Origin of the sequence: Natronococcus sp. A-GB7, from assembly GCF_029688865.1 — an archaeon.
GTDB lineage: Archaea > Halobacteriota > Halobacteria > Halobacteriales > Natrialbaceae > Natronococcus.
In genome coordinates this window covers 1-19,705 of sequence record NZ_JARUKV010000035.1, presented here as the reverse complement: position 1 = coordinate 19,705, position 19,705 = coordinate 1, and the positions used below count along the sequence as shown (strand labels likewise).

The 19,705-nt window shown below is 60.7% G+C and carries 17 protein-coding genes and 2 pseudogenes; 13 read left to right on the top strand and 6 right to left on the bottom strand.

What is annotated here, in order from left to right; translation table 11 throughout:
- Positions 1 to 28: 28 nt before the first annotated feature.
- Positions 29 to 882: pseudogene (locus tag QA609_RS22010) on the bottom strand (3-hydroxyacyl-CoA dehydrogenase NAD-binding domain-containing protein).
- A 114-nt stretch (positions 883 to 996) separates the two neighbouring features.
- Here QA609_RS22010 and QA609_RS22005 point away from each other — a divergent pair.
- The 3 genes from QA609_RS22005 to QA609_RS21995 are packed head-to-tail and all read left to right on the top strand — an operon-like array spanning position 997 to position 2,961.
- Complete coding sequence (locus QA609_RS22005; RefSeq protein WP_278304771.1) at positions 997 to 2,166, top strand: beta-ketoacyl synthase N-terminal-like domain-containing protein; 1,170 nt, start codon at positions 997 to 999, stop codon at positions 2,164 to 2,166.
- Positions 2,163 to 2,543 carry an OB-fold domain-containing protein gene (locus QA609_RS22000; protein ID WP_278304770.1) on the top strand — a complete coding sequence of 127 codons (381 nt, stop codon included), beginning with the start codon at positions 2,163 to 2,165 and terminating at the stop codon, positions 2,541 to 2,543. The genes QA609_RS22005 and QA609_RS22000 overlap by 4 nt, the downstream gene beginning before the upstream one ends.
- Before the next feature lies 1 nt (position 2,544).
- Positions 2,545 to 2,961, top strand: coding sequence for a thioesterase family protein (locus tag QA609_RS21995; RefSeq protein ID WP_278304769.1), 417 nt, complete (start codon positions 2,545 to 2,547; stop codon positions 2,959 to 2,961).
- A gap of 138 nt (positions 2,962 to 3,099) precedes the next feature.
- On the opposite strand, the gene QA609_RS21990 is transcribed toward QA609_RS21995, so the two are convergent.
- On the bottom strand, positions 3,100 to 4,731 hold the full coding sequence (locus QA609_RS21990; protein WP_278304768.1) for an AMP-binding protein: 1,632 nt from the start codon (positions 4,729 to 4,731) through the stop codon (positions 3,100 to 3,102).
- 161 nt (positions 4,732 to 4,892) lie between these two features.
- Between QA609_RS21990 and QA609_RS21985 the strand changes: the two genes are divergently transcribed.
- From QA609_RS21985 to QA609_RS21970, 4 genes and pseudogenes are all read left to right on the top strand, one after another.
- Positions 4,893 to 5,777: a halocarboxylic acid dehydrogenase DehI family protein gene (locus tag QA609_RS21985; RefSeq protein WP_278304767.1), complete on the top strand. Its 885-nt coding sequence runs from the start codon at positions 4,893 to 4,895 to the stop codon at positions 5,775 to 5,777.
- Between the two features lie 76 nt (positions 5,778 to 5,853).
- A pseudogene (locus QA609_RS21980) lies at positions 5,854 to 6,543 on the top strand (haloacid dehalogenase type II).
- A gap of 209 nt (positions 6,544 to 6,752) precedes the next feature.
- A complete protein-coding gene (locus QA609_RS21975; protein WP_278304766.1) occupies positions 6,753 to 7,055 on the top strand; it encodes a hypothetical protein in 303 nt (100 codons plus the stop codon).
- The gene (locus QA609_RS21970) at positions 7,048 to 8,712 is read left to right on the top strand and encodes a Na+:solute symporter (RefSeq protein WP_343233818.1); all 1,665 of its coding nucleotides are present in this window, start codon (positions 7,048 to 7,050) and stop codon (positions 8,710 to 8,712) included. Before QA609_RS21975 ends, QA609_RS21970 begins: the two co-directional genes overlap by 8 nt.
- Positions 8,713 to 9,019: 307 nt before the next feature.
- Here QA609_RS21970 and QA609_RS21965 read toward each other — a convergent pair whose 3' ends face one another.
- Positions 9,020 to 9,454 carry a universal stress protein gene (locus tag QA609_RS21965; protein WP_278304764.1) on the bottom strand — a complete coding sequence of 145 codons (435 nt, stop codon included), beginning with the start codon at positions 9,452 to 9,454 and terminating at the stop codon, positions 9,020 to 9,022.
- Positions 9,455 to 9,605: 151 nt separating this feature from the next.
- On the opposite strand from QA609_RS21965, the gene QA609_RS21960 reads away from it, so the two are divergent.
- Positions 9,606 to 11,306, top strand: coding sequence for a methylmalonyl-CoA mutase family protein (locus QA609_RS21960; RefSeq protein WP_278304763.1), 1,701 nt, complete (start codon positions 9,606 to 9,608; stop codon positions 11,304 to 11,306).
- Positions 11,307 to 11,342: 36 nt separating this feature from the next.
- Here the strand turns inward: QA609_RS21960 and QA609_RS21955 are convergent, their stop codons facing one another.
- Positions 11,343 to 11,867 carry a GNAT family N-acetyltransferase gene (locus QA609_RS21955; RefSeq protein WP_278304762.1) on the bottom strand — a complete coding sequence of 175 codons (525 nt, stop codon included), beginning with the start codon at positions 11,865 to 11,867 and terminating at the stop codon, positions 11,343 to 11,345.
- A 153-nt stretch (positions 11,868 to 12,020) separates the two neighbouring features.
- On the opposite strand from QA609_RS21955, the gene QA609_RS21950 reads away from it, so the two are divergent.
- Positions 12,021 to 12,437, top strand: a complete 417-nt coding sequence (locus QA609_RS21950; RefSeq protein ID WP_278304761.1) for a cobalamin B12-binding domain-containing protein — start codon at positions 12,021 to 12,023, stop codon at positions 12,435 to 12,437.
- Positions 12,434 to 13,504, top strand: coding sequence for a methylmalonyl Co-A mutase-associated GTPase MeaB (gene meaB, locus QA609_RS21945; protein WP_278304760.1), 1,071 nt, complete (start codon positions 12,434 to 12,436; stop codon positions 13,502 to 13,504). Before QA609_RS21950 ends, meaB begins: the two co-directional genes overlap by 4 nt.
- Before the next feature lie 24 nt (positions 13,505 to 13,528).
- Here the strand turns inward: meaB and QA609_RS21940 are convergent, their stop codons facing one another.
- Positions 13,529 to 14,671: an acyl-CoA dehydrogenase gene (locus QA609_RS21940; protein WP_278304759.1), complete on the bottom strand. Its 1,143-nt coding sequence runs from the start codon at positions 14,669 to 14,671 to the stop codon at positions 13,529 to 13,531.
- 123 nt (positions 14,672 to 14,794) lie between these two features.
- Here QA609_RS21940 and QA609_RS21935 point away from each other — a divergent pair, with 123 nt between their 5' ends.
- Complete coding sequence (locus QA609_RS21935; RefSeq protein WP_278304758.1) at positions 14,795 to 15,274, top strand: MaoC/PaaZ C-terminal domain-containing protein; 480 nt, start codon at positions 14,795 to 14,797, stop codon at positions 15,272 to 15,274.
- Positions 15,275 to 15,349: 75 nt separating this feature from the next.
- Here the strand turns inward: QA609_RS21935 and QA609_RS21930 are convergent, their stop codons facing one another.
- On the bottom strand, positions 15,350 to 16,501 hold the full coding sequence (locus QA609_RS21930; protein WP_278304757.1) for an epoxide hydrolase 1: 1,152 nt from the start codon (positions 16,499 to 16,501) through the stop codon (positions 15,350 to 15,352).
- 226 nt (positions 16,502 to 16,727) lie between these two features.
- On the opposite strand from QA609_RS21930, the gene QA609_RS21925 reads away from it, so the two are divergent.
- Together QA609_RS21925 and QA609_RS21920 are read left to right on the top strand one after the other, a co-directional pair.
- Positions 16,728 to 17,621, top strand: a complete 894-nt coding sequence (locus tag QA609_RS21925) for an MBL fold metallo-hydrolase (RefSeq protein WP_278304756.1) — start codon at positions 16,728 to 16,730, stop codon at positions 17,619 to 17,621.
- Between the two features lie 134 nt (positions 17,622 to 17,755).
- Positions 17,756 to 19,273: an amidase gene (locus QA609_RS21920; protein ID WP_278304755.1), complete on the top strand. Its 1,518-nt coding sequence runs from the start codon at positions 17,756 to 17,758 to the stop codon at positions 19,271 to 19,273.
- Positions 19,274 to 19,705: the final 432 nt, after the last annotated feature.

The window sequence follows — 19,705 nt, the reverse complement described above, 5'->3', positions numbered from 1 at the left end:
ACACCGCTGACAGTCGCTTCTTACGATCTCAGTCGTGCTCGTAAAACCCCTTCCCGGTCTTCTTCCCGAGGTCGTCGGCCTCGACCTTCCGCTTGAGCAGATACGCAGGTTTGTACCGATCTCCGAGTTCCTCATGTAACGTCTCGGAGGCATGCAGACAGATATCGAGGCCGATGTGATCCGCCAGCGTGAGTGGTCCCATCGGGACGTTCGTCCCGAGTTCCATGCCGGCGTCGATGTCCTCCTTCGTCGCGACGCCCTCTCATAGGCACGAATTCCCTCGTTGATCCATGGCATCAGGATTCGGTTCGTTACGAAGCCCGGTTTGTCGTCGGACTGCCACGTCGTCTTCTCGAGGTCCTCGGCTACCTCGTGTGCAAGGTCGACGACATCGCCCGTCGTTTTCTCGCCGACGACGACTTCGACACCCTCCATGATCGGTACAGGATTCATGAAGTGCAGGCCGATCACGCGCTCGGGCCGCTCAAGATCCGCGGCGATCGAGGTGATCGAGAGCGTGCTCGTGTTCGTCGCCAGCACGGCATCTTCCTCACACACGTCCTCGAGGTCGTCGAAGATGTCCCGCTTAACCTCGAGGTCCTCGAGCGCGGCCTCAACGACGAGGTCGCAGTCCTCGAGGTCCTCGAGTGCGGTCGTCCCTTCGATCCGGTCGCGGATCGCCTCGGGACCCTCCTCGAGCGCGTCTCGGTTCGCGAGGCGATCGAGGCTATCGTCGATGTTCTCGAAGCCGCTCTCGACGAACTCCTCCTTGATGTCCCGCATCACGACGTCGTATCCGTGTGTAGCGGCCACCTGTGCAATACCATTGCCCATCGTACCCGCGCCGACGACGCCGACGCGGTCGATCCGCTCTATAGACATCACCGGTTTCTGCTTCGACGACGATGATAAGTGTGCCGGCTGTTCGCCGCCTTTGGGCTGCTGCTCCCAGACGATACACATATCCCAATTCGCCTAATAGTGACACGGTAGCTAATGTCGAAGGCATTCATCGCCGGATCAGGCACGACTCCGTTCGGATCGTTCCCCAATCGATCGGGGCGAGAACTGTTCGCAGAGGCCGGGCTCTCCGCACTCTCGGACGCCGGAATCGATCCCGACGACATCGACGAGGTGTTCTACGGCAACTTCCTCGGATCGCTGTCGGAGCGACAGGGTCACCAGGGACCACTCGCCGCTGAAGCGCTGGGTACGACCGCGCCGTCGAGACGCGTCGAGAGCGCGTGTGCCTCAAGCGGACTGGCGGTCCGCGACGCGGTCCGGGCTGTCCGGAGCGGCGAGTCCGATATCGTCGTGGCTGGCGGAATGGAACGGATGAGCAACATGGGAACCGAGGGGGCGACCGATGGACTGGCCCGCGCTGCCGACGAGCTCTTCGAAGTGCGGTCCGGCGTTACGTTCCCAGCGGCCTACGCGCTGATGGCGCGCGCGTACTTCAACGCGTTCGGTGGCGATCGCAAAGACCTCGCTCACGTCGCCGTCAAGAACCATGACAACGCGCTCGTCAACGACCACGCCCATCTCCGAGAAGAGATTGCGGTTGACGACGTCCTCGAGGCGCCGGAGCTCGCGGCGCCGTTCGGCCTGTACGACTCCTGCCCGATCAGCGACGGTGCGGCCGCCGTCGTTCTGGTATCCCCGTTGTACGCCGCCGAACACGGGCTCGATACTGGCGTTGCGATCACAGGGACCGGCCACGGCGGCGATACGATGGCTCTCCAAGACCGGCGATCGCTGGCGAAGACACCAGCTACGCGGGAAGCCGCCACAGAAGCGTACGACGACGCAGAGATCTCCCCGTCGGACGTCGCGTTCGCGGAGGTTCATGACTGTTTCACAATCGCTGAGGTCCTCGCACTCGAGGGCCTCGGGCTGTACGGATACGGCGAAGCTGTGGGTGCCGCACGTCGTGGAGAGACTCGCCGCGACGGCGAACTCCCGATCAACCTTTCGGGTGGACTCAAGGCAAAGGGACACCCCGTCGGCGCTACGGGTGCAGCGCAGATCGCGGGCGTTCGGACTCTGCTTGAGGGAACCCATCCACGCTCGGACGCGCTGGGCGACGACGCGACCGTCGGACTCGCACACAACGCCGGCGGAACGGTCGCCAGTGCGACTGTTCACGTGTTGGAGGTGGTTACGTGAGCGACTCCTGCGACGGCAGCTACGATGACTTCCTCGACGCGCTCGAGACCGATGACGGCTATTATTATACGTGTTCGAACGGCCACGGGACGCTGCCGCCGCGTCGTGTTTGCCCCCACTGTGGTGACCGTGACCTCGAGAGCGAGCCACTCCTAACGAGGGGTAAGATCGTCACGTACACGACCGTCACGGTTCCGACGCCGCGATTCGAGGACGACGCGCCGTACGTCACGGCGATCGCAACGTTCGGCTCGGTCAGGGTGACCGGTGTCCTGCTGGGGGTCGAACCGGCTGACGTCGAACGAGGTCTGGAGGTCACCGCGACCGTTACCGAGACCGAGACAACCGACGAGCGAACGATCGCCTTCCGACCTTGACATGCCACACAGAACACCCATCACTATCGACTGGGGCGATACCGACGCGGGCGGTCTCATCTATCACCCACGGTTCTTTCACTTTGTCATCGTCGGGTTGAACGACTACTTCACGCTCGCGACTGACGGTGAGCATTTGATGGAGACGTATCGGAAGGCCAGTTACGTCCTCCCCGCCGTCGAGGCATCGGCGTCATTTCACTCTCCCCTCCGCGCGGGTGATGAGGTCGTGATCGAGACGACCGTCGTCGATAGCGGCACCGCCTCGCTGACGCTCGCCTTCACCGTCATACGAGCCGAGACCGATGAACCCGTCGCCGACGGCGAGGTGTCGTTTGTCTTCGTTGATGGCTCGTTTGACGCGGCACCGCTCCCTGAGGAGATCCACGAGTGCATTCGCGAACGCGGGGACGCCTAACACGTGTCGGTCGTCGATTTTCGGACCCGGTGTCGGAGATGAAGGTGGCTTTGTAGCGTTACTCTCGAGTACGGCGACCACCTCGAGACCGAATCTGAGGTAATGAACGAGATTTTCGGTTTGCGGGGTGGGTCCGACCTACGCGTGTTTCTCCTGTTCCTGTTCGCGGAGCTCGACGCGACGAATCTTCCCGCTCGAGGTCTTCGGGAGTTCATCGACGAATTCGATGCGTCGGGGATACTTGTACGGGGCCGTCTCTTCCTTCATGAACCCTTGGAGTTCGTCCTTGAGATCGTCACTACCGTCATATCCGTCGGCAAGAATGGTGTAGGCTTTGACGACACTCCCTCGCTCGTCATGAGGACTGTCGACCACGGCGGCCTCGGCAACGGCGTCGTGGCTGACGAGCGCGTCCTCAACCTCGAAGGGGCCGATTCGGTAGCCCGACGAGATGATGATGTCGTCCGCCCGTCCCTCGAAGAAGAAGTAGCCTTCCTCGTCCTGCGAGGCCAGGTCACCAGTCCGATAGTAGTCGCCCGAGAGCTTCTGCTCGTCGAGTTCGGGCTTCTCGTAGTAGCCGTCGAAGATCGCCGGCGAGTCGACGGGGACCGCGATCTCGCCGATCTCGCCCTCCTCGACCTCTTCCTCGTCCTGCGTGTCAATGATTGTCGCGCCGACACCTGGCGTCGGTTTCCCCATGCTGCCGGGCTTGATGTCGATGCCCGGATAGTTCGTCACGAGGGCAACGGTCTCGGTCTGGCCGTAGCCGTCGCGCGGCGTCACACCCCAGGCTTCCTCGATGCGTTCGATCGGCTCGCGGTTGAGCGGTTCGCCAGCCGAGAGCGTGTCGTTGAGCTGTACGTTGTACGACTCGAGGTCGGCGTTCGCGAACATCCGATACTGGGTCGGGACAGCACAGAGCTTGGTAACGCCCTCGTCCTCGAGGAGTTCGAGGAAGGTCTCAGGCTCGAAGTCACCGTCGTAGATGAGCTGCGTCGCGCCGGTCGTGAGGCCGACGCCGACCGGACTCCAGAACCACTTCGCCCAGCCGGTACCGGTCGTCGCCCACAGGAGTTCGTCGTCGAGGTCGGTATCTTCGTCGACACCCCACCAGTACGGCGCATTGACCGCGTTGAAGCAGTACATCCAGCGGTGCTTGTGGAGGACCGGTTTCGGCTGGCCGGTCGTGCCGCTGGTGTAGTTGATCGACATCGGATCGGCAGCGCCGAGGTCGGGGCCGTCGTACTCGGTCGACTGGCCGTCGACGACCGACTCAAACGTCGACCACTGCTCGTCCCCGGTGTTACCGTCGCCGTCGAGGACGATGACGCGCTCAAGGGGAGTGTCGTCGAAAACTGGTTCGACCATGTCGGTCAGCGACTCGTGAACGACGACGGTCGAGGCGTCGCAGTCGTTCGCGCGGAACTCGATATCCTTTGCCCGAAGCATCGACGAGCAGGGGACGAGCAGTGCACCGACTGAAAGGGCACCCAGCTGAATCGCAAATGCGTCGGGATGGCGGGGGAAGAGGTGCATCACTCGATCGCCCTTGCTAACGCCGAGTTCCTCGAGCCCGTTTGCGAACCGGTTCATCTCGTCGCAGAGGTCGGCATAGGTCCGCTCAGATCGGTCGCCTTCCTCGTTCAAATACTTGACAGCGACGCGATCACCGATCTCGTTAGAGTAGTCCTCGATGACGGAGGTGACGGTATACGATTTGGGAATGTCCCATTCGAACTCCTCGACTGTGGCAGAGTAATCCACACCCATACGTGGTTCATGATACTAGATCATATTTAATGCTTTGCTATTTATGTCCTTTTTGCCTCTTTGAGAAGTGAAAGGAAGTCACTGATGTAACGGGTTGCGATCCCAAACTAACCCGAGCGGGTTATGGTAAATGTTAACAGCATCGACGCGGTCGGTAGCATATGGACCGGAGCAAACAGGTGTACGAGCAGGAGGCGACGGGCTGGGAACGCGGCCTCTATGACGACATCATGCACACGTTCCGAGCTCCGATCGTCAATTGGATCTTCCGAACAACGATCGCGAACTACCCAGCGTTCCTTCGGTACGCCTGGGCACAGGTCAAGCCGGTGTTCGAGACCCGACGGTTCGGTCAGTTCACAGTCTCCTATCGAGATACCGTCCTCTCGGCGCTCGAGGCGAACGCCTCCGTTCCATCCCTCCGGTTCGATGAGCTCGACGTTTCGCCAGCCGAGTTCGGCGAACTCAAGGGACAACTCGCGACGTACGACGTCGTCGCACCCCGGCTTGCGGTCCTCTTCGAACTCGTCGATAGGGGACTCCATGGTGAGCCGATCGGAACCGATCCCGACCGTACACGCGACGCGACAGCGCCACTCCCGACCTGGCTCGACGCCGACCGCGGACGGCCACCGACACTGATTGCGTTCGACGACCCGCCGGACGAACTGGCTGACACCGTCTCGTCCATTCAATCGTTTCACGGACTCGAAGAGGGGCTCCCGAGCATTTATCGGACGCTCGCGCAGTGGCCCGGCTACCTGAATCCAATGTGGAACGCCGTCGAGCCGGTCTGCCGGAGCGACGCGTTCTCCACTGCGGTCGATAACGCTCGGTCGGCGGTCGAGGCGTTTGTCGATTCAATCACCTACGTACCGAAGATCGACCCCGACTCACTCGAGCAGCGAGGGTTGGACGACGAGGTTGTCAGGGACCTACAGGACCTGTTCCGCGACTTCAATCGTGGACCTATCGAAACCGTGATTCCGGCACTGCCAACATACGCGGCGACGGTCAACGTCGCCGGACCGCGCTCGTTCGGCTGAGGCGACGTGTTCTGGTCGTTAGTGACCAACGTTGTCAGAGCACACTATATACGGGGCGACGGTGAACTCCTTTCGTATGTCGTTCAATCCGACCGCAGTCGAGACGGTGACCGTCGACTCCTATGAGACACTCGTCGATCCGTCCGCCGTCGAAGCGACTCTCGCCAAATACGTCGACGAGGAATCGATAACCTCGATCTCCAATCACTGGCGGGCTCGCTCGCTCATGTACACGATGGTCGGCAACTTCACCGACACCTATCAGCCATTCTATGAGATGAACCGCGACGCGCTCCAACACGCGCTCGAGAGCCACGGGATCGACCTCCCCACGGAGACGATTGACGGGATCCTCTCCACTTATCATGACCTCGATCCGTTCGACGACGTTCAGAGCGGACTTGAGGCACTCACCGATGCCGGCTACTCAGTCTACGTCCTCTCAAACGGGAACCCTGAGATGCTCGAGTCGATGATCGACACGGCAGAAATCGAGGACATCGTCGCCGACACGATCAGCGCCCACGAGATTCAGCGGTTCAAACCCGCGGTCGAGATTTACCGTCACGCTGCGGACCGGACAGGAACCCCGATCGAGTCGATTGCTCACATCGCTGGCCCCTCCTTCGACGTCCAGGGCGCGATGCACGCCGGTATGCAAGGGGTGTAGATCGACCGACGGGACGGAGTCTGGGATCCGTTCGGCAGTGAACCGAACCTGGTGATTGAGACGTTTCACGACCTCGTGGACGCTCTCGAGGAATAGTTCCCCACGTGTTTCAGATGACTTCTTTCGGGCGTCGCCGGTCCCTCTCTAATCGATTCATCCGCTTCATTGACGATAGATATCTCCCAACTGCCGGAAAATTAAACCAACACTACGCGAGGTAACAACACGATATTAGGTATGGAACTATGTGGGAGGCTCTTCTAGGCATAAGAGCTTAATACTTGCATTATGACGAGGTGAAGTGTATGCAGACTCATACCAAGGAAGCACTCGCATCACTGATTGCTGCGTTGGCACTCATTGGTGTGATCCACTCAGGGATCTGGTTCACCATGTTCGGAACACCAGACTTCAGAGTACTGGGATTCCCGTTCCACTACTTCTGGATGGTGGCTGGTGGGCCGGCAGCGATGTTCGTCCTGTATTGGGGGTACTATCAGTATGTCACCACCTCGATCATGGACGAAAAAGAGCAACTGAACGCATCCGTAGGCGACGCAAGTGGAACCGACGAGGTCGGTGCGGAACCGGGTGATACCGATGATTAAGCCGCTTCAGCAAGTGGGGGAATACCCGTTTCAGGAGACGTTCACCGAACTCCTCATCCCGCTGACCATCATTGGTCTCACGTTCGTCGCCTATTACGGGATCAGCTACTACATGAAAAACCGGATCAAGGGGACGGACGACTACATGGTCGCCGGCCGGACCATTGGTCCGTTCGTCAACGGCTCCGCAATCTCCGCGACTTGGGAGAGTCTGGCGACGTTTATGGGCGTCGTCGCCCTGATGGTGCAGGTCCAGATCCCGTTTCTGGCCGTCTGGACTAACTTCCTGCTTTCGATCCCGCTGATCGTCATCCTGTACGGTCAGACGCTGCGCCGGCTCGGCTCGTACACGCCGGCGACGTTCTGTAAGGATCGGTACGGCAATACGATGTCCGTCGTGATGGCGCTGCTCATCGTATTCGTCATGTTGATGTACGCGCTGGGGCAGTTCATCGGCCTCGCACAGATCACCGAGATCCTGTTTGGCTGGGACTACACCCTCTCACTGTTCGTCATCGCGGCGCTCGTGACAGGGTACGTCGTCATCGCCGGGATGTGGGGCGTCTCATACAACTCCGCCCTACAGTTCTGGATTATGCTGACGGCGGCGTTCTTCCCGATGATGATCGTTCTCAATCAGCTCGGATCGAGCGGTTGGTTCTTCCCGCCGCTTGGATACGGTGATCTCGTCCCGCAGATGGAAGAGACCAATCCGGGCTTCTTCGACATGACGTTCGATACCCGGTGGTACTTCGCCATGTTCCTGGCGATGGCGCTGGGTCCGGTCGGAATGCCCCACCTGGCACAGCGCATCTTCACGAGCCGTGACGTCGAAGCCGGCCGGAAGACCGTCTTCTGGTTCGTCGCCGTGACGGGCCTGATGTTCGCGACGATCTACTCCGTCGCGTTCGCCGGCGTCATGTGGCTCGGTCAGGAAGGGTTCGAGGTCGCCGAGGCCGATTTCGACAAGATGATCTTCTATCTCAACTTCGCGTTCAGCGGCAACTCGATCACCGGTTACGTCGTCGCGGGGGCAATCGCCGGCGGGCTGTCGACCGTTAGCGGTCACATGCTCGCGATCAGTGCCGCCGTTGCGAACGACGTCATCGAGGCCTTCGAACTCGAGATCACGGAAGACCGCAAGACCCAGGCTGGCTACGCGTCCGTCATCGCGGCCGGGCTGATCATCGCGCTCATTGCGCTGAACCCGCCCGCGTTCCTCGTCGTCAGTATCCTTTGGGCGTTCGCCGTCAGCGCCGCTGCGATCACCCCGGTAATCGTGCTCGGCGTCTGGTCCGCTCGCGTGAACCGGTACGGGGCAGTGGCCTCGAGCATCGTCGGCTTCTTTGCCGTCGTTATCCTTTCGCCACACGCGCTCGGTGGGATCGGAGCCGGAGCCGAAGGGCTGACCGCCGATCTGGGAATCGATGCAATCATGATCGCGTTCCCGCTATCGATCATCACGTTCGTGGTCGTCTCGCTCGTCGCCGAACGAATCGATTCGCTCGACGTCAAGCCGGTTGACAACGCGTCGCTGATCAACGAGATGCACGGCTATCCCGACGACGGCACCGAGCGCTTTAACAGCGCGATGCCGCTGATCATCCTCGCCGTGCTCATGCTCCCGATCCTCTGGTGGGGCATCCAGCCCTGGTAATCTGTCGCTCAACACTATGCAACTCTTTGGATCCAAATCCGGGACTGTGGTGTGGTTGCTCATCGGAATCGGTACCGCGGCGCTCGCGGTGCACAACGACAATCGGTTGACCGCGATCATCGCGATTGGGTGGATCACGCTCGCGGTGTTTAGCTGGGCCGAGTACCGAAAAGCGGACTGACGCACCGACCGCGGCCGTTTCCGCAGTCAGTTCTCATGATGTCGCCGTCGCTTCCACGTAAGCGTGTTCGCTCTCGCGCGTTGAAAGTCCGAACTGTACCGATCCGCTATACCGTCTCGAGTCTCGTCAGTCGTCGCTCATCAACACGGTGACGGGCCGATCGGCGCTGAGCAACACCGACTGAGTGACGCTGCCGAAGAGCACCTTTCCGGCCGCGCTCTTCTTCCGTCCGCTCATGACGATACTGTTCGCGTCGATCTCCTCGGCAACTGACAGAATCTTCTCGGTGATGTCGCCCTGCTCCAGTCGCGTCTCCACGTCGATGCCGGCCTCCGCGAGGAGTTCTCGCGCTGCCTCCGTGCTAGCCGGCAACTCGGGATCGTCTCGTCCCTCCGCTCGCTGGCTCTCGAACTCCTGTAACCAGGGCTGTTTCGTCTCCTCGGAGACGTTGAGGAGGACAACCGCCTTCTCTTCGGGGTCGCCGGGAAGATCGATGACGGTTCGGGCCGCCCGCCGCGACCGCGTCTCATTCTCGTCTATTGGGAGCAAGATCGTGTGCATATCTGACAATCGACTCACCGTTACTTAACGATTTTGGGCAGCTGCGGAGTTCGTCGAGGATGAGGTGTGACGGCGTCGATATCGGCCCCTCGGCGGAATGACGACGTTCCGATAACAAGACTTTAGAATCCTGGTACTGTTATCCATACCAATGTTCGACCATACCGAGCTCGAGGACATCCGCGAGCAACAGGAGCAGTGGGAAGACGAAACGCTCGACCCGACGCTCGAGGCTCATGGCGAGCGAAAGGATCGATTCGCGACGGTTTCAAACCATGAAGTCGACCGCCTCTATACGCCGGAGGATATCGCCGACCTCGACTTCGAGGCAGATCTCGGTTTCCCTGGCGAACCGCCGTACACGCGCGGGCCGTACCCGACGATGTACCGCGGTCGGACATGGACGATGCGCCAGTTCGCTGGCTTCGGCACCGCCGAAGAGACCAACGAACGATTCCACTATCTCATCGACGAGGGCCAGACTGGGCTCTCGACGGCGTTCGACATGCCGTCGCTGATGGGAATCGACTCCGACCATCCGATGAGCGAGGGCGAAGTCGGGAAGGAAGGCGTCGCCGTGGACACGCTCGCAGATATGGAGATCCTCTTCGACGGAATCGACATCGACGAGGTCTCCACGTCGTTCACGATTAACCCCTCGGCGGCGGTCATCTACGCGATGTATATCGCGCTGGCCGACCAGCAGGGTATCCCCCGCGATAAGGTCCGCGGGACCCTCCAGAACGATATGCTCAAGGAGTTCATCGCTCAGAAGGAATGGGTGATCCCGCCGGGTCCCTCACTGAAGATCGTCACCGACACCATTGAGTTCGCCGTCGACGAGACGCCGAACTTCCACCCCGTCTCGATCTCGGGGTATCATATCCGCGAGGCCGGCTCGACGGCTGCCCAGGAGGCTGCGTTCACGCTCGCCGATGGCTTCGCCTACGTCGAGGACTGTCTCGACCGTGGGCTCGAGGTCGACGAGTTCGCACCACTGCTCTCGTTTTTCTTCAACTCTCACAATTCCATCTTCGAGGAGATTGCGAAGTTCCGCGCGTCGCGTCGCATCTACGCGAACGTGATGGACGAGTGGTACGACGCGGAACGCCCCGAGTCGAAGCGACTGAAGTTCCACACGCAGACGGCGGGCCAGTCCCTGACCGCCCAGCAGCCGCTGAACAACATCGCCCGCGTGACCATCCAAGCGCTCGCCGGCGTCCTCGGCGGCACGCAGTCACTACATACGAACAGCTTCGACGAGGCACTGGCGCTGCCCAGCGAGAAGGCCGTTCGCGTCGCCCTGCGAACCCAGCAGATTATCGCCGAGGAGTCGGGCGCGGCCGACATCGTCGATCCGATGGGCGGGAGCTTCGCCATCGAGAAACTCACGAACGAGATGGAGGCGGAGATCATGGAGTACATCGAGGAGATCAGGGAGATCGGCGACGGTTCGGTACGGGACGGCGTGCTCGACGGCATCCAGCAGGGGTACTTCCACCGCGAGATCGGGGAGGCAAGCTACGAGTACCAACAGCGCGTCGAGCGCGGCGAGGAGGTCGTCGTCGGCGTCAACAAGTTCACCATCGAGGAGGACACCTCGCCGGACATCCTCCAGATCGACGAGACGACACGCGACCGCCAGCTCGAGCGCCTCGAGCGCGTCAAAGACGAACGCGACGACGAGGAAGTCGACGCGACGCTGTCGGCGCTGTCGGACGCTATCGAGAACGACGAGAACGTCATGCCATACATCGTCGACGCGGTGAAAGCGTACGTCTCGATGGGCGAGATCATGCAAGTGTTCGAGGACCACCACGGCGCCTATCAGGAGGAGCTCTCGCCAGTCTGATTGGGGATCGAAAGTGTCTGAACGACCTCGAACTGATTACGCCAGACTGCCGGTCTCCTCCGGGTACGATTCGCGCTCGAGGACGTACGTACACTCCTGATAGGTGTCTTCTCCGATCGAAATGTCCTCAACATCGTCTCTCTCGAAGCCGAACGCGCCGTAGAAGCTCTTACCGAGTTCGTTCGCGTCGAGCACCATCGCTCTGATCTGCTCGACGCCCTGCTCGAAGAGGGCGTGGCAGGTCTCTTCGAGCAGTCGGCCACCGATTCCCTCGCCGCGGGCGTCCGGGGCGACGTACACGCGGAGGATGTTCCCCACATCGGTGTTATTGTCCCAGACGCCGTGTGCGAATCCGACTATTTTGTTGTCTCGCTCGACGACCAGCATGAGTGCGCGCGCCCAGACGATAGAATCTCGGACCCGCTCCTCGGAGTACCAGTCGTCGAGTCCCTCTTGCAACGACTCTCGGCTCAGAATTTCCGGATAGTCCTGCGTCCATGACTGCTGTGCCACGTCCTGAATTGCCTCGATATCGTCGACGGTTGCTTCGCGCATTGCCATACAATACCAAGCACACTCGGTGAATTAATCTTTTCCTCTGATTCGAAAGGCCCTCTTCGGGAACGATCCAACTCAACTTTCACTGCTGAAACGAGACCGATCATCATCCAACGTTTCGATAGAACCATACGGGAATACGTAAAACGCAGAGGCATGAGTGCTGGCAGCGATCAGCAAAGTGTCCGGTGTATGGTTGCGAAAGTCGGACTCGACGGTCACGACCGCGGGGCCCACGTAATCGCGCGTGCCTTCCGCGACGCTGGCTTCGAAGTCATCTACTCCGGACTGCACAAGGGACCGGACGAAATCGTTCAGGCGGCCGTCCAGGAGGACGTCGACGTCCTTGGTATCTCCATCCTCTCGGGAGCCCACGATACGCTCGTCCCGAAAATCATGGACGGACTCGAGGAGTACGGGGCGAAAGAGGACACGCTCGTCCTCGTCGGCGGCGTGATTCCCGAGGAGGACCGCCAACCGCTCAAAGATGAGGGCGTGTCAGCAATCTTTGGTCCCGGAACGTCGATCGAAGAGACGATCGAATTCGTCCGCGAAAACACCCCCGAGCGATGAAATCCAACAGGGAACTGTTCGAGTCGCTACTTGCGGGCGAACACCGCGCGCTGGCTCGAGTGATCTCGAAGATCGAAAACCGGTCGCCGGGCTACCGGGATCTCGTCTCGGAGCTGTACGCCCACACCGGTGAGGCAGATGTAATCGGCATCACGGGGAGTCCGGGTGCGGGGAAGTCAACGCTAGTCGATAAACTCGCCGAGACTTACCGCGAGCCCGGCGAGACCGTCGGGGTCATTGCGATCGACCCCTCCTCCCCCTTTACGGGTGGAGCCGTTCTGGGCGACCGGATTCGAATGGCATCCACCGTCGGCGATATGGACGTCTTCGTCCGCTCGATGAGCGCCCGCGGGACCCTCGGCGGGCTGTCGACTGCGACGGCAGACGCCGTCAAGGCGATGGACGCTTTCGGCAAGGATAAGATCATCATCGAAACGGTCGGCGCCGGACAGAACGAGATCGACATCGTCCGTACCGCCGACACCGTCGCCGTCCTCGTCCCGCCGGGATCTGGTGATGATATCCAGACGCTGAAGGCAGGGATCCTCGAAATCGCGGACGTCTTCGTCGTTAACAAGGCCGACCGCGACGGCACCGATCGGACCGTCCAAGAGCTCCGGGACATGATCCTGCTCGATTCTGGCGATGGCTACAGCAGCGGTGGCGGCAATCACCACAGCCAAGAAGTCATCGACGCCCACGACGATTGGGAACCGGGAGACAACGAGGACAGAGCCACAGGATGGACGACACCTATCGTCGAGACGGTCGCCACGCGCAGTGAGGGTGTCGAGGAACTACTCGCCGAGTTCGAGTCCCACCGTGAGTACCTCGTCGACTCCGACGAACGCGCCGCACAGGTCCGTCAGCGCTACGCTGAGGAGATCCGAACCCTGTTACGCGAGGACGTTCACGCCATGCTCGAGGCCGAACTCGAGGCGGCCGGCGGCATCGATGACCTCGCCGAATCGGTCCGACGGGGGGAAACCGATCCCTACTCGATCGCTGGCGACCTGCTGGAACCGGTCGAGAACTGCGTCGGAGAACTCCGTGTCGACGAAGAGTGAGGTTCGGCGCCTCGAACCGCTTGCTCAGTTCAGTAGTTCTCGAGCGATCGTATTTCGAAGAACTTCGCTGGTCCCTTCGTAGATCTCGTTGAGTTTCGCGTCCCGGTAGAACCGTTCGGCCGGGAAGTCCTTGGTGTAACCGTAGCCGCCGTGAATCTGGATTCCCTCGTTGGCGACCTCACGGCTCACCTCGCTAGCGTACAGCTTCGCCTGTGCGGCCTCCTTGACGAAGTTCTCGCCGCGGATCTTCCTATCGGCGGCGTCGTGCATGAGCAACCGCGCGGCGCGGGTCTTCGTGTCCATGTCGGCCAGTTTGTGCTGGATCGCTTGGAAGTCTGAGATTGGCTGATCGAACTGCTCGCGGTCCTGGCTGTATCTCGTCGCCTCGTCGAGGGCCGCCTGCGCGATCCCGATCGAGCGGGCGGCGATAGTGATCCGGCCGCCGTTGAGCGTCTTCAGCGCCTGGACGAAGCCGTCGCCCTCGTCGCCGAGCAGTCGGTCCTCGGGAATCCATAGGTCATCGAACCGCAGTTCGGCGGTCGGACAGCCCTTGTCGCCGAGTTTCTCCTCCGTGCCTTCGACGATGAAGCCGTCGTCCTCCTCGGGCCGGACAATGAATGACGAAATGCCCTTGCTCTCCGCCTCGAGATCGGTCTTGGCGAACAGCGTCACCGTGTCGGCGACCGAACCGTTCGAGATCCACAGCTTCCCGCCATTAATACGGTAACCGTCGCCGTCTTTCTCTGCGATCGTCTCCATGGCCGGTACGTCGCTGCCCGCTCCCGCCTCTGAGAGTGCGAACGCACCGATGTCTTTCCCCTCGGCCAGCGGCGTGAGGAACTCTTCACATTGGGACTCATTCCCGAACTGGTAGACCATGTTACCTGCCAGCGAGATGTGGGCTGCGACGATTGTCCCAAGGCCACCCGATCCGCGGGATATCTCCTCGAGTGCCGCTGGATAGGCGTGATAGTCGAGGCCGGCACCGCCGTATTCCTCGGGAAACGGCATCCCCATCAGCCCGAGTTCAGCGAGTTCGTTGACCAGTTCTCGGGGAAACTCGTCGTTTTTGTCGATTTCGTCGGCGATCGGAACTACTTCCTCGTCGACGAACTCTGTAACCATCTCGACTATCTGTCGCTGTTCGTCGGTGAAGCGGAAATCCATGCTAGACGTATTCACCCGTTTCGCCTATAGATGTTCCTCTTCTCGAGGGTACCTCGTCATCCTCTCGTGGCGTGTGAATAGGGACAAACAAAGATATATCAGAGTGGTCGGGGACAAGCCGGTATGGTATACAGTTACAGGCCACATCACTTCGAAGAGTTCAAGGAAGGAGAGACATTTCGGAGCCCCGGCCGGACGATCACTGAAACAGACGTCGTGATGCACGCGGCGACGACCAGTGACTGGAACGAGCTTCACACGAACGAGGAGTTCGCGCGGGAACGCGACTTTGACGGCCGGATCGTCCACGGACCGATGACCTTCGTCCAGGCGATCGGGATGGTCATGCGAATCGGCATCCTCGAGCGGACCGCCTACGCGTTTCTTGGCATGAACTACATGGACCTTCCGAACCCGGTCCGTATCGGTGATACGGTCTCCGTGGATATCGAGGTTGCCGAGACGAAGGCGCTGGAGAGCCGCGACGACGTGGGATTGGTGGTCTTCGAGACGGAAATGGCCACCCAAGAGGAGACTGTCGTCTTCCAGGGTGATCTGAAGTTCTTCGTACTCAAAACCGATCAGACAGAGTTCGGCTCCTGAACGGCACCGTGCCGGATCGCCCCGCAGCGATCGTCAGCACGGGCGCCCCTAGCGGCTGTCAGCCGATACTCCTCCTCAGCGGACGTCGACCTCTCGGAAGAACGAGCGGACCTCCTCAACGAACAGGTCGGGGACCTCCATCGCCGCGAAGTGGCCCCCTTCGGACATTTCGTTCCAGCGGGCGATGTCGTAGATCTCTTCGGCCCAGCTGCGGGGCGTCTTGATGATTTCTGCAGGATAGCGAGCGTGACCCGTGGGCACGTCGACGGAGTCAGGGACCGTCTGCTCGACATCGGTCTCGTAGTACAGCCGCATCGAGGAGTTGATCGTTTCGGTGAGCCAGTAGACGCTAATGTTGTCGAGCAGCCGATCTCGACCGAAAGCCGTGTCGACGTCGTCGCTGTCGCTCCATGCCCGGAACTTCTCGACGATCCAGCCGGCGAGCCCCACCGGAGAGTCGGTGAGTCCGTAGGCAAGGGTTTGGGGTCTTGTCGACTGGATCTCGTGGTAGCCGAACCCGGTCTCGTAGAACTCGCTCGTCTCTCGGTAGGCGTCCATCTCCCCCTCATCTAACATTCCCATCGGTTCATCCAGTCTGGATGGGGCCGCGAACAGCATATTCGCGTGGATTGCGTCGACTCGGTCCGGGTAGGTCGCCCCGAGGACCGCGGCGATCAACGCGCCCCAGTCGCCGCCCTGAACGACGTAATCGTCGTATCCGAGGCGGTCTAGTAGTCGATCGAAGACGGATGCTATCTCCTCGACGTCGTAGCCCCGCTCGCCGGTCGGTCCGGAGAACCCGTAGCCCGGTAACGAGGGAGCGACTACGTGAAACGCGTCGCCCGGATCGCCGCCATGAGCGGCGGGGTCGCTGAGTGGGCCGAGGACCTCGAGGAACTCCGCGACAGATCCGGGCCAGCCGTGGGGCATGAGCAGCGGAATGGCCGATGACTCCGGCGAGCGCACGTGGTAGAAGTGGATTCGTTGGCCGTTGATCGTCGTCGTGTACTGATCGAATTCGTTGAATCGTTCCTCGAAGCCCGCCCAGTCGTACCCCGTTTGCCAGTACGCACACAGGTCCCGGAGGTAGTCTCGATTCGTTCCGTATTCCCATCCCGAGTTCGGCGGCTGGTCGGGCCATCGCGCGTCGACGAGCCGCTCTCGGAGGTCATCAATCTCAGCCCGATCGATGTCGACTTTGAACGGTTCGATCGATTTGTCTGTCATCAGGGGCACCTGTCTCCGATACGAAGCGGCGTTCCGTCAGTCGTTACCTCGCAGATCATAGTTCCTGGTCTGTTTTACGAGACCAGACAACACTAAGTTTATTCGTGGAGACGTCGAGTGACTGGTGAGCCAATCCACGACACCGAGCAACAGTGTGCGCGTACCAGTTCTCAGAGGTATCGACGGCCTCGAAACGGATTTGTTACTCGACAGAGCAGGTGTTTCCATGACTACGTTCACCGTCACCGACGGAGTCTATGGAATCGATATCGACATGTTCGACGCATCGGTCGCGTCGGTTTACCTGTTCGACGATGAGGAACCGACGCTCGTCGACGGCGGGATCGCCGCTGCCTCAGAGACGATCGTCGATGGGATCCAAGACTGCGGTGTTGACCCATCGAATCTCTCGAACCTCGTCCTCTCACACATCCACATCGATCACACGGGCGCCGCGAGCGATCTCACCGACGTTGCCCCTGACCTCAACGTCTACATTCATGAATCGACCGCACCGCACCTCGTCGATCCAAGCGGGCTCATCGAGAGCAGCAGGCGGGCGATGGGCGATCACTTCGAGTCGATGGGCGAGCAGGGTCCGGTCTCAGAATCGAACGTCGTCGGCGTCCCGGACGAGGGGATGACGATTGATATCGGCTCGAATAGCCTCGAACTAATCTATGCGCCGGGCCACTCTCCTGACCACTTCGCGGTCTGGAACCCCGAGCGAGAGCTGTTGTTCGCCGCCGAATGTCTCGGTCTCTTCCTCGCGGACGCCGACGAGTGGCTACCGCCGGCCACGCTCCCAAACTTCGACGTCGATGCGATCAGAGTCGCCATTGATCGACTCGAGGCCCTCGAGCCCGACCAGATCGTCTTTCCCCATTTCGGCGAGTGGCCCGCCGATCCGGACGAGGCATTCGAGACGGCGCGGACCGAACTTCGCCGATACAACGAGCGGATCCTCGAGTACCACGAGACAACCCGCTCGCTCGAGGAGACCAAGCAACGGGTCGCCGACGAGTTGCTCGACCTCTCGCCGCCGTACGATCTGACCGTCGAGTCGTTCTTCGCGCGACTCCTCACGGAGGGATACCTCAGACACCATGGTCGAATCTGAGTGCCTTCAATCGGAGCGCGGATTCGTCGGCTGCTCGAGTCGGCGATACGCTGCGGTATGCGAGTCAATGCGGATCTCCGATGTCAAAACTATCGGTAATTCTTTAGTGCATTGCCATCATCAATCATGGTACAATGTCACAAGTACCGCCGAACGTTCAGCCGCCGACCCGGGAGGAAATCCGTGCGTACGCGCGCCGCCACCACCTCGAACTGAGCGAGGACGAACTTGACGACTTCGAGGCCGTCATCGCGGAAACGATCGCCGGCTACGAACGCCTAGACGAACTCCCCGACTATCGGCCGAGTGTCGAGTACACCGATCGTGACCCTGGACACAAACCGGGTCTCGACGAGGATCCACTCAATGCCTTCGTCACGAAGTGTGAGGTGAAGGGTGCTGACGACGGCCCGCTTGCGGAATACGAGGTCGGGGTCAAGGACAACGTCAACGTCGCTGGCGTCGAACTGACGCTCGGTTCGAAACTTTTCGAGGGATACGTACCGTCGACCGACGCCACGATTGTCACCCGGTTGCTCGACGCCGGGGCAACAATCACTGGGAAGCTGAATATGGAGGACATGGCCTTTTCGGGGAGCGGCGGCCTCTCCGCAACCGGTCCCGTACGGAATCCGGTCGATCCCGACTACGTTGCGGGCGGCTCCTCGTCTGGGTCTGGTGCGGCCGTCGGTAACGGCGACGTCGATGTCGCCATCGGCGGTGATCAGGGTGGATCCATCCGTATTCCGGCGTCGTGGAGCGGGATCGTCGGTCACAAACCGACCCACGGGCTCGTTCCATACACCGGAATCGCCGGACTCGGACGATCGTTCGATCACGCCGGGCCGATGGCTCGATCGGTCGAGGACTGCGCACGCGTGCTCGACGTCATCGCCGGCGCGGACGGACTCGATCCCCGGCAGGGCGAAGTACCGACTGAACCGTACATTGAGGCACTTTCCGAGGATCCCACGGGCGTCACCGTCGGGGTTGTCGAAGAGGGATTCGGACATGAAGTGGGCGAACCGGCCGTCGACGAGACCGTCCGTGACGCGCTCGCCGAATTCGAAGACGCCGGTGCGACCGTGCGGGAAGTCTCAGTACCGATGCACTTGGACGGACACACCCTCTGGAACGCCATCGCGACCGAGGCGACCGCCGCGACGGTCGACGACGAGTGCGTCGGACGGTTCGGAAAAGGCTTCTACGATACGCAACTCGCCGACGCCTTCGGCCGGGCTCGCCGCGCTCACGCGGACGACTATCTCACGACGCTGAAGCTCACACTCGTCCTCGGACAGTACATGTCGGACGAGTACCGCGGTCACTACTACGCGAAAGCACAGAACCTCGGGCGGAAACTGGCCGCGGAGTACGACGACGCGCTCGAGGACGTTGATGTCCTCGCGATGCCGACGACACCCCAGACAGCCCACGAGGTCGACGAAACACTCTCGCGGGTTGAGGTTATCGAGCGGGCGCTCAACATGCTCCACAACACGTCGCCGTTCGACGTGACTGGCCATCCGGCGATATCGGTCCCCGCCGGACGGACCGACGGGCTCCCGGTTGGACTCATGTTGATTGGTGACCGGTTCGACGACGCGACGGTGCTCTCAAGCGCCCACGCCTTCGAAGCGAACCACAAATAATCTCTCGTAGTCCGTCATCGAACTTGTTGACGATCCCCCTCGCTGTGACTGGGGTCGTCCTCTGCGAATTGACCAGCATCCTTCTGTGCGCTGTCCATCGATCGTTCTACACTCCAATCTTGAGGCCGCGTTCGATCGGTGATCCGATCTCCTCGTAGATCGCTCTGAATATACCCGGCGAGGGTGAGTGATCGCCGATCCAGTGCTTCATCCGGCTTTGCGGTGCGGTTCACAAATTCCCACTCCTCGGCCGCTTCGCTGTCAATCGGTCGGCCGACAAGTATGATATTCGCTTAGCTAAAGGCGGATGAACCGATGGACAGGAGTGAACGAACCAGTGAAGCAGTCAAGGACTGCAGCCTTGAGCTGTCCTTGCGCAGTGCCTGTATCTCGTTATCGCTATCATCAACTCGAGTATGGAACCATCTAAGA

Excerpts from the sequence above, each read along its gene's own strand:
- QA609_RS22005 (WP_278304771.1), top strand. The coding sequence starts at position 997 with ATGTCGAAGGCATTCATCGCCGGATCAGGCACGACTCCGTTCGGATCG.
- QA609_RS21995 (WP_278304769.1), top strand. The coding sequence starts at position 2,545 with ATGCCACACAGAACACCCATCACTATCGACTGGGGCGATACCGACGCG.
- QA609_RS21990 (WP_278304768.1), bottom strand. The coding sequence starts at position 4,731 with ATGGGTGTGGATTACTCTGCCACAGTCGAGGAGTTCGAATGGGACATT.
- QA609_RS21985 (WP_278304767.1), top strand. The coding sequence starts at position 4,893 with ATGGACCGGAGCAAACAGGTGTACGAGCAGGAGGCGACGGGCTGGGAA.
- QA609_RS21975 (WP_278304766.1), top strand. The coding sequence starts at position 6,753 with ATGCAGACTCATACCAAGGAAGCACTCGCATCACTGATTGCTGCGTTG.
- QA609_RS21970 (WP_343233818.1), top strand. The coding sequence starts at position 7,048 with ATGATTAAGCCGCTTCAGCAAGTGGGGGAATACCCGTTTCAGGAGACG.
- QA609_RS21965 (WP_278304764.1), bottom strand. The coding sequence starts at position 9,454 with ATGCACACGATCTTGCTCCCAATAGACGAGAATGAGACGCGGTCGCGG.
- QA609_RS21960 (WP_278304763.1), top strand. The coding sequence starts at position 9,606 with ATGTTCGACCATACCGAGCTCGAGGACATCCGCGAGCAACAGGAGCAG.
- QA609_RS21955 (WP_278304762.1), bottom strand. The coding sequence starts at position 11,867 with ATGGCAATGCGCGAAGCAACCGTCGACGATATCGAGGCAATTCAGGAC.
- QA609_RS21950 (WP_278304761.1), top strand. The coding sequence starts at position 12,021 with ATGAGTGCTGGCAGCGATCAGCAAAGTGTCCGGTGTATGGTTGCGAAA.
- meaB (WP_278304760.1), top strand. The coding sequence starts at position 12,434 with ATGAAATCCAACAGGGAACTGTTCGAGTCGCTACTTGCGGGCGAACAC.
- QA609_RS21940 (WP_278304759.1), bottom strand. The coding sequence starts at position 14,671 with ATGGATTTCCGCTTCACCGACGAACAGCGACAGATAGTCGAGATGGTT.
- QA609_RS21935 (WP_278304758.1), top strand. The coding sequence starts at position 14,795 with ATGGTATACAGTTACAGGCCACATCACTTCGAAGAGTTCAAGGAAGGA.
- QA609_RS21930 (WP_278304757.1), bottom strand. The coding sequence starts at position 16,501 with ATGACAGACAAATCGATCGAACCGTTCAAAGTCGACATCGATCGGGCT.
- QA609_RS21925 (WP_278304756.1), top strand. The coding sequence starts at position 16,728 with ATGACTACGTTCACCGTCACCGACGGAGTCTATGGAATCGATATCGAC.
- QA609_RS21920 (WP_278304755.1), top strand. The coding sequence starts at position 17,756 with ATGTCACAAGTACCGCCGAACGTTCAGCCGCCGACCCGGGAGGAAATC.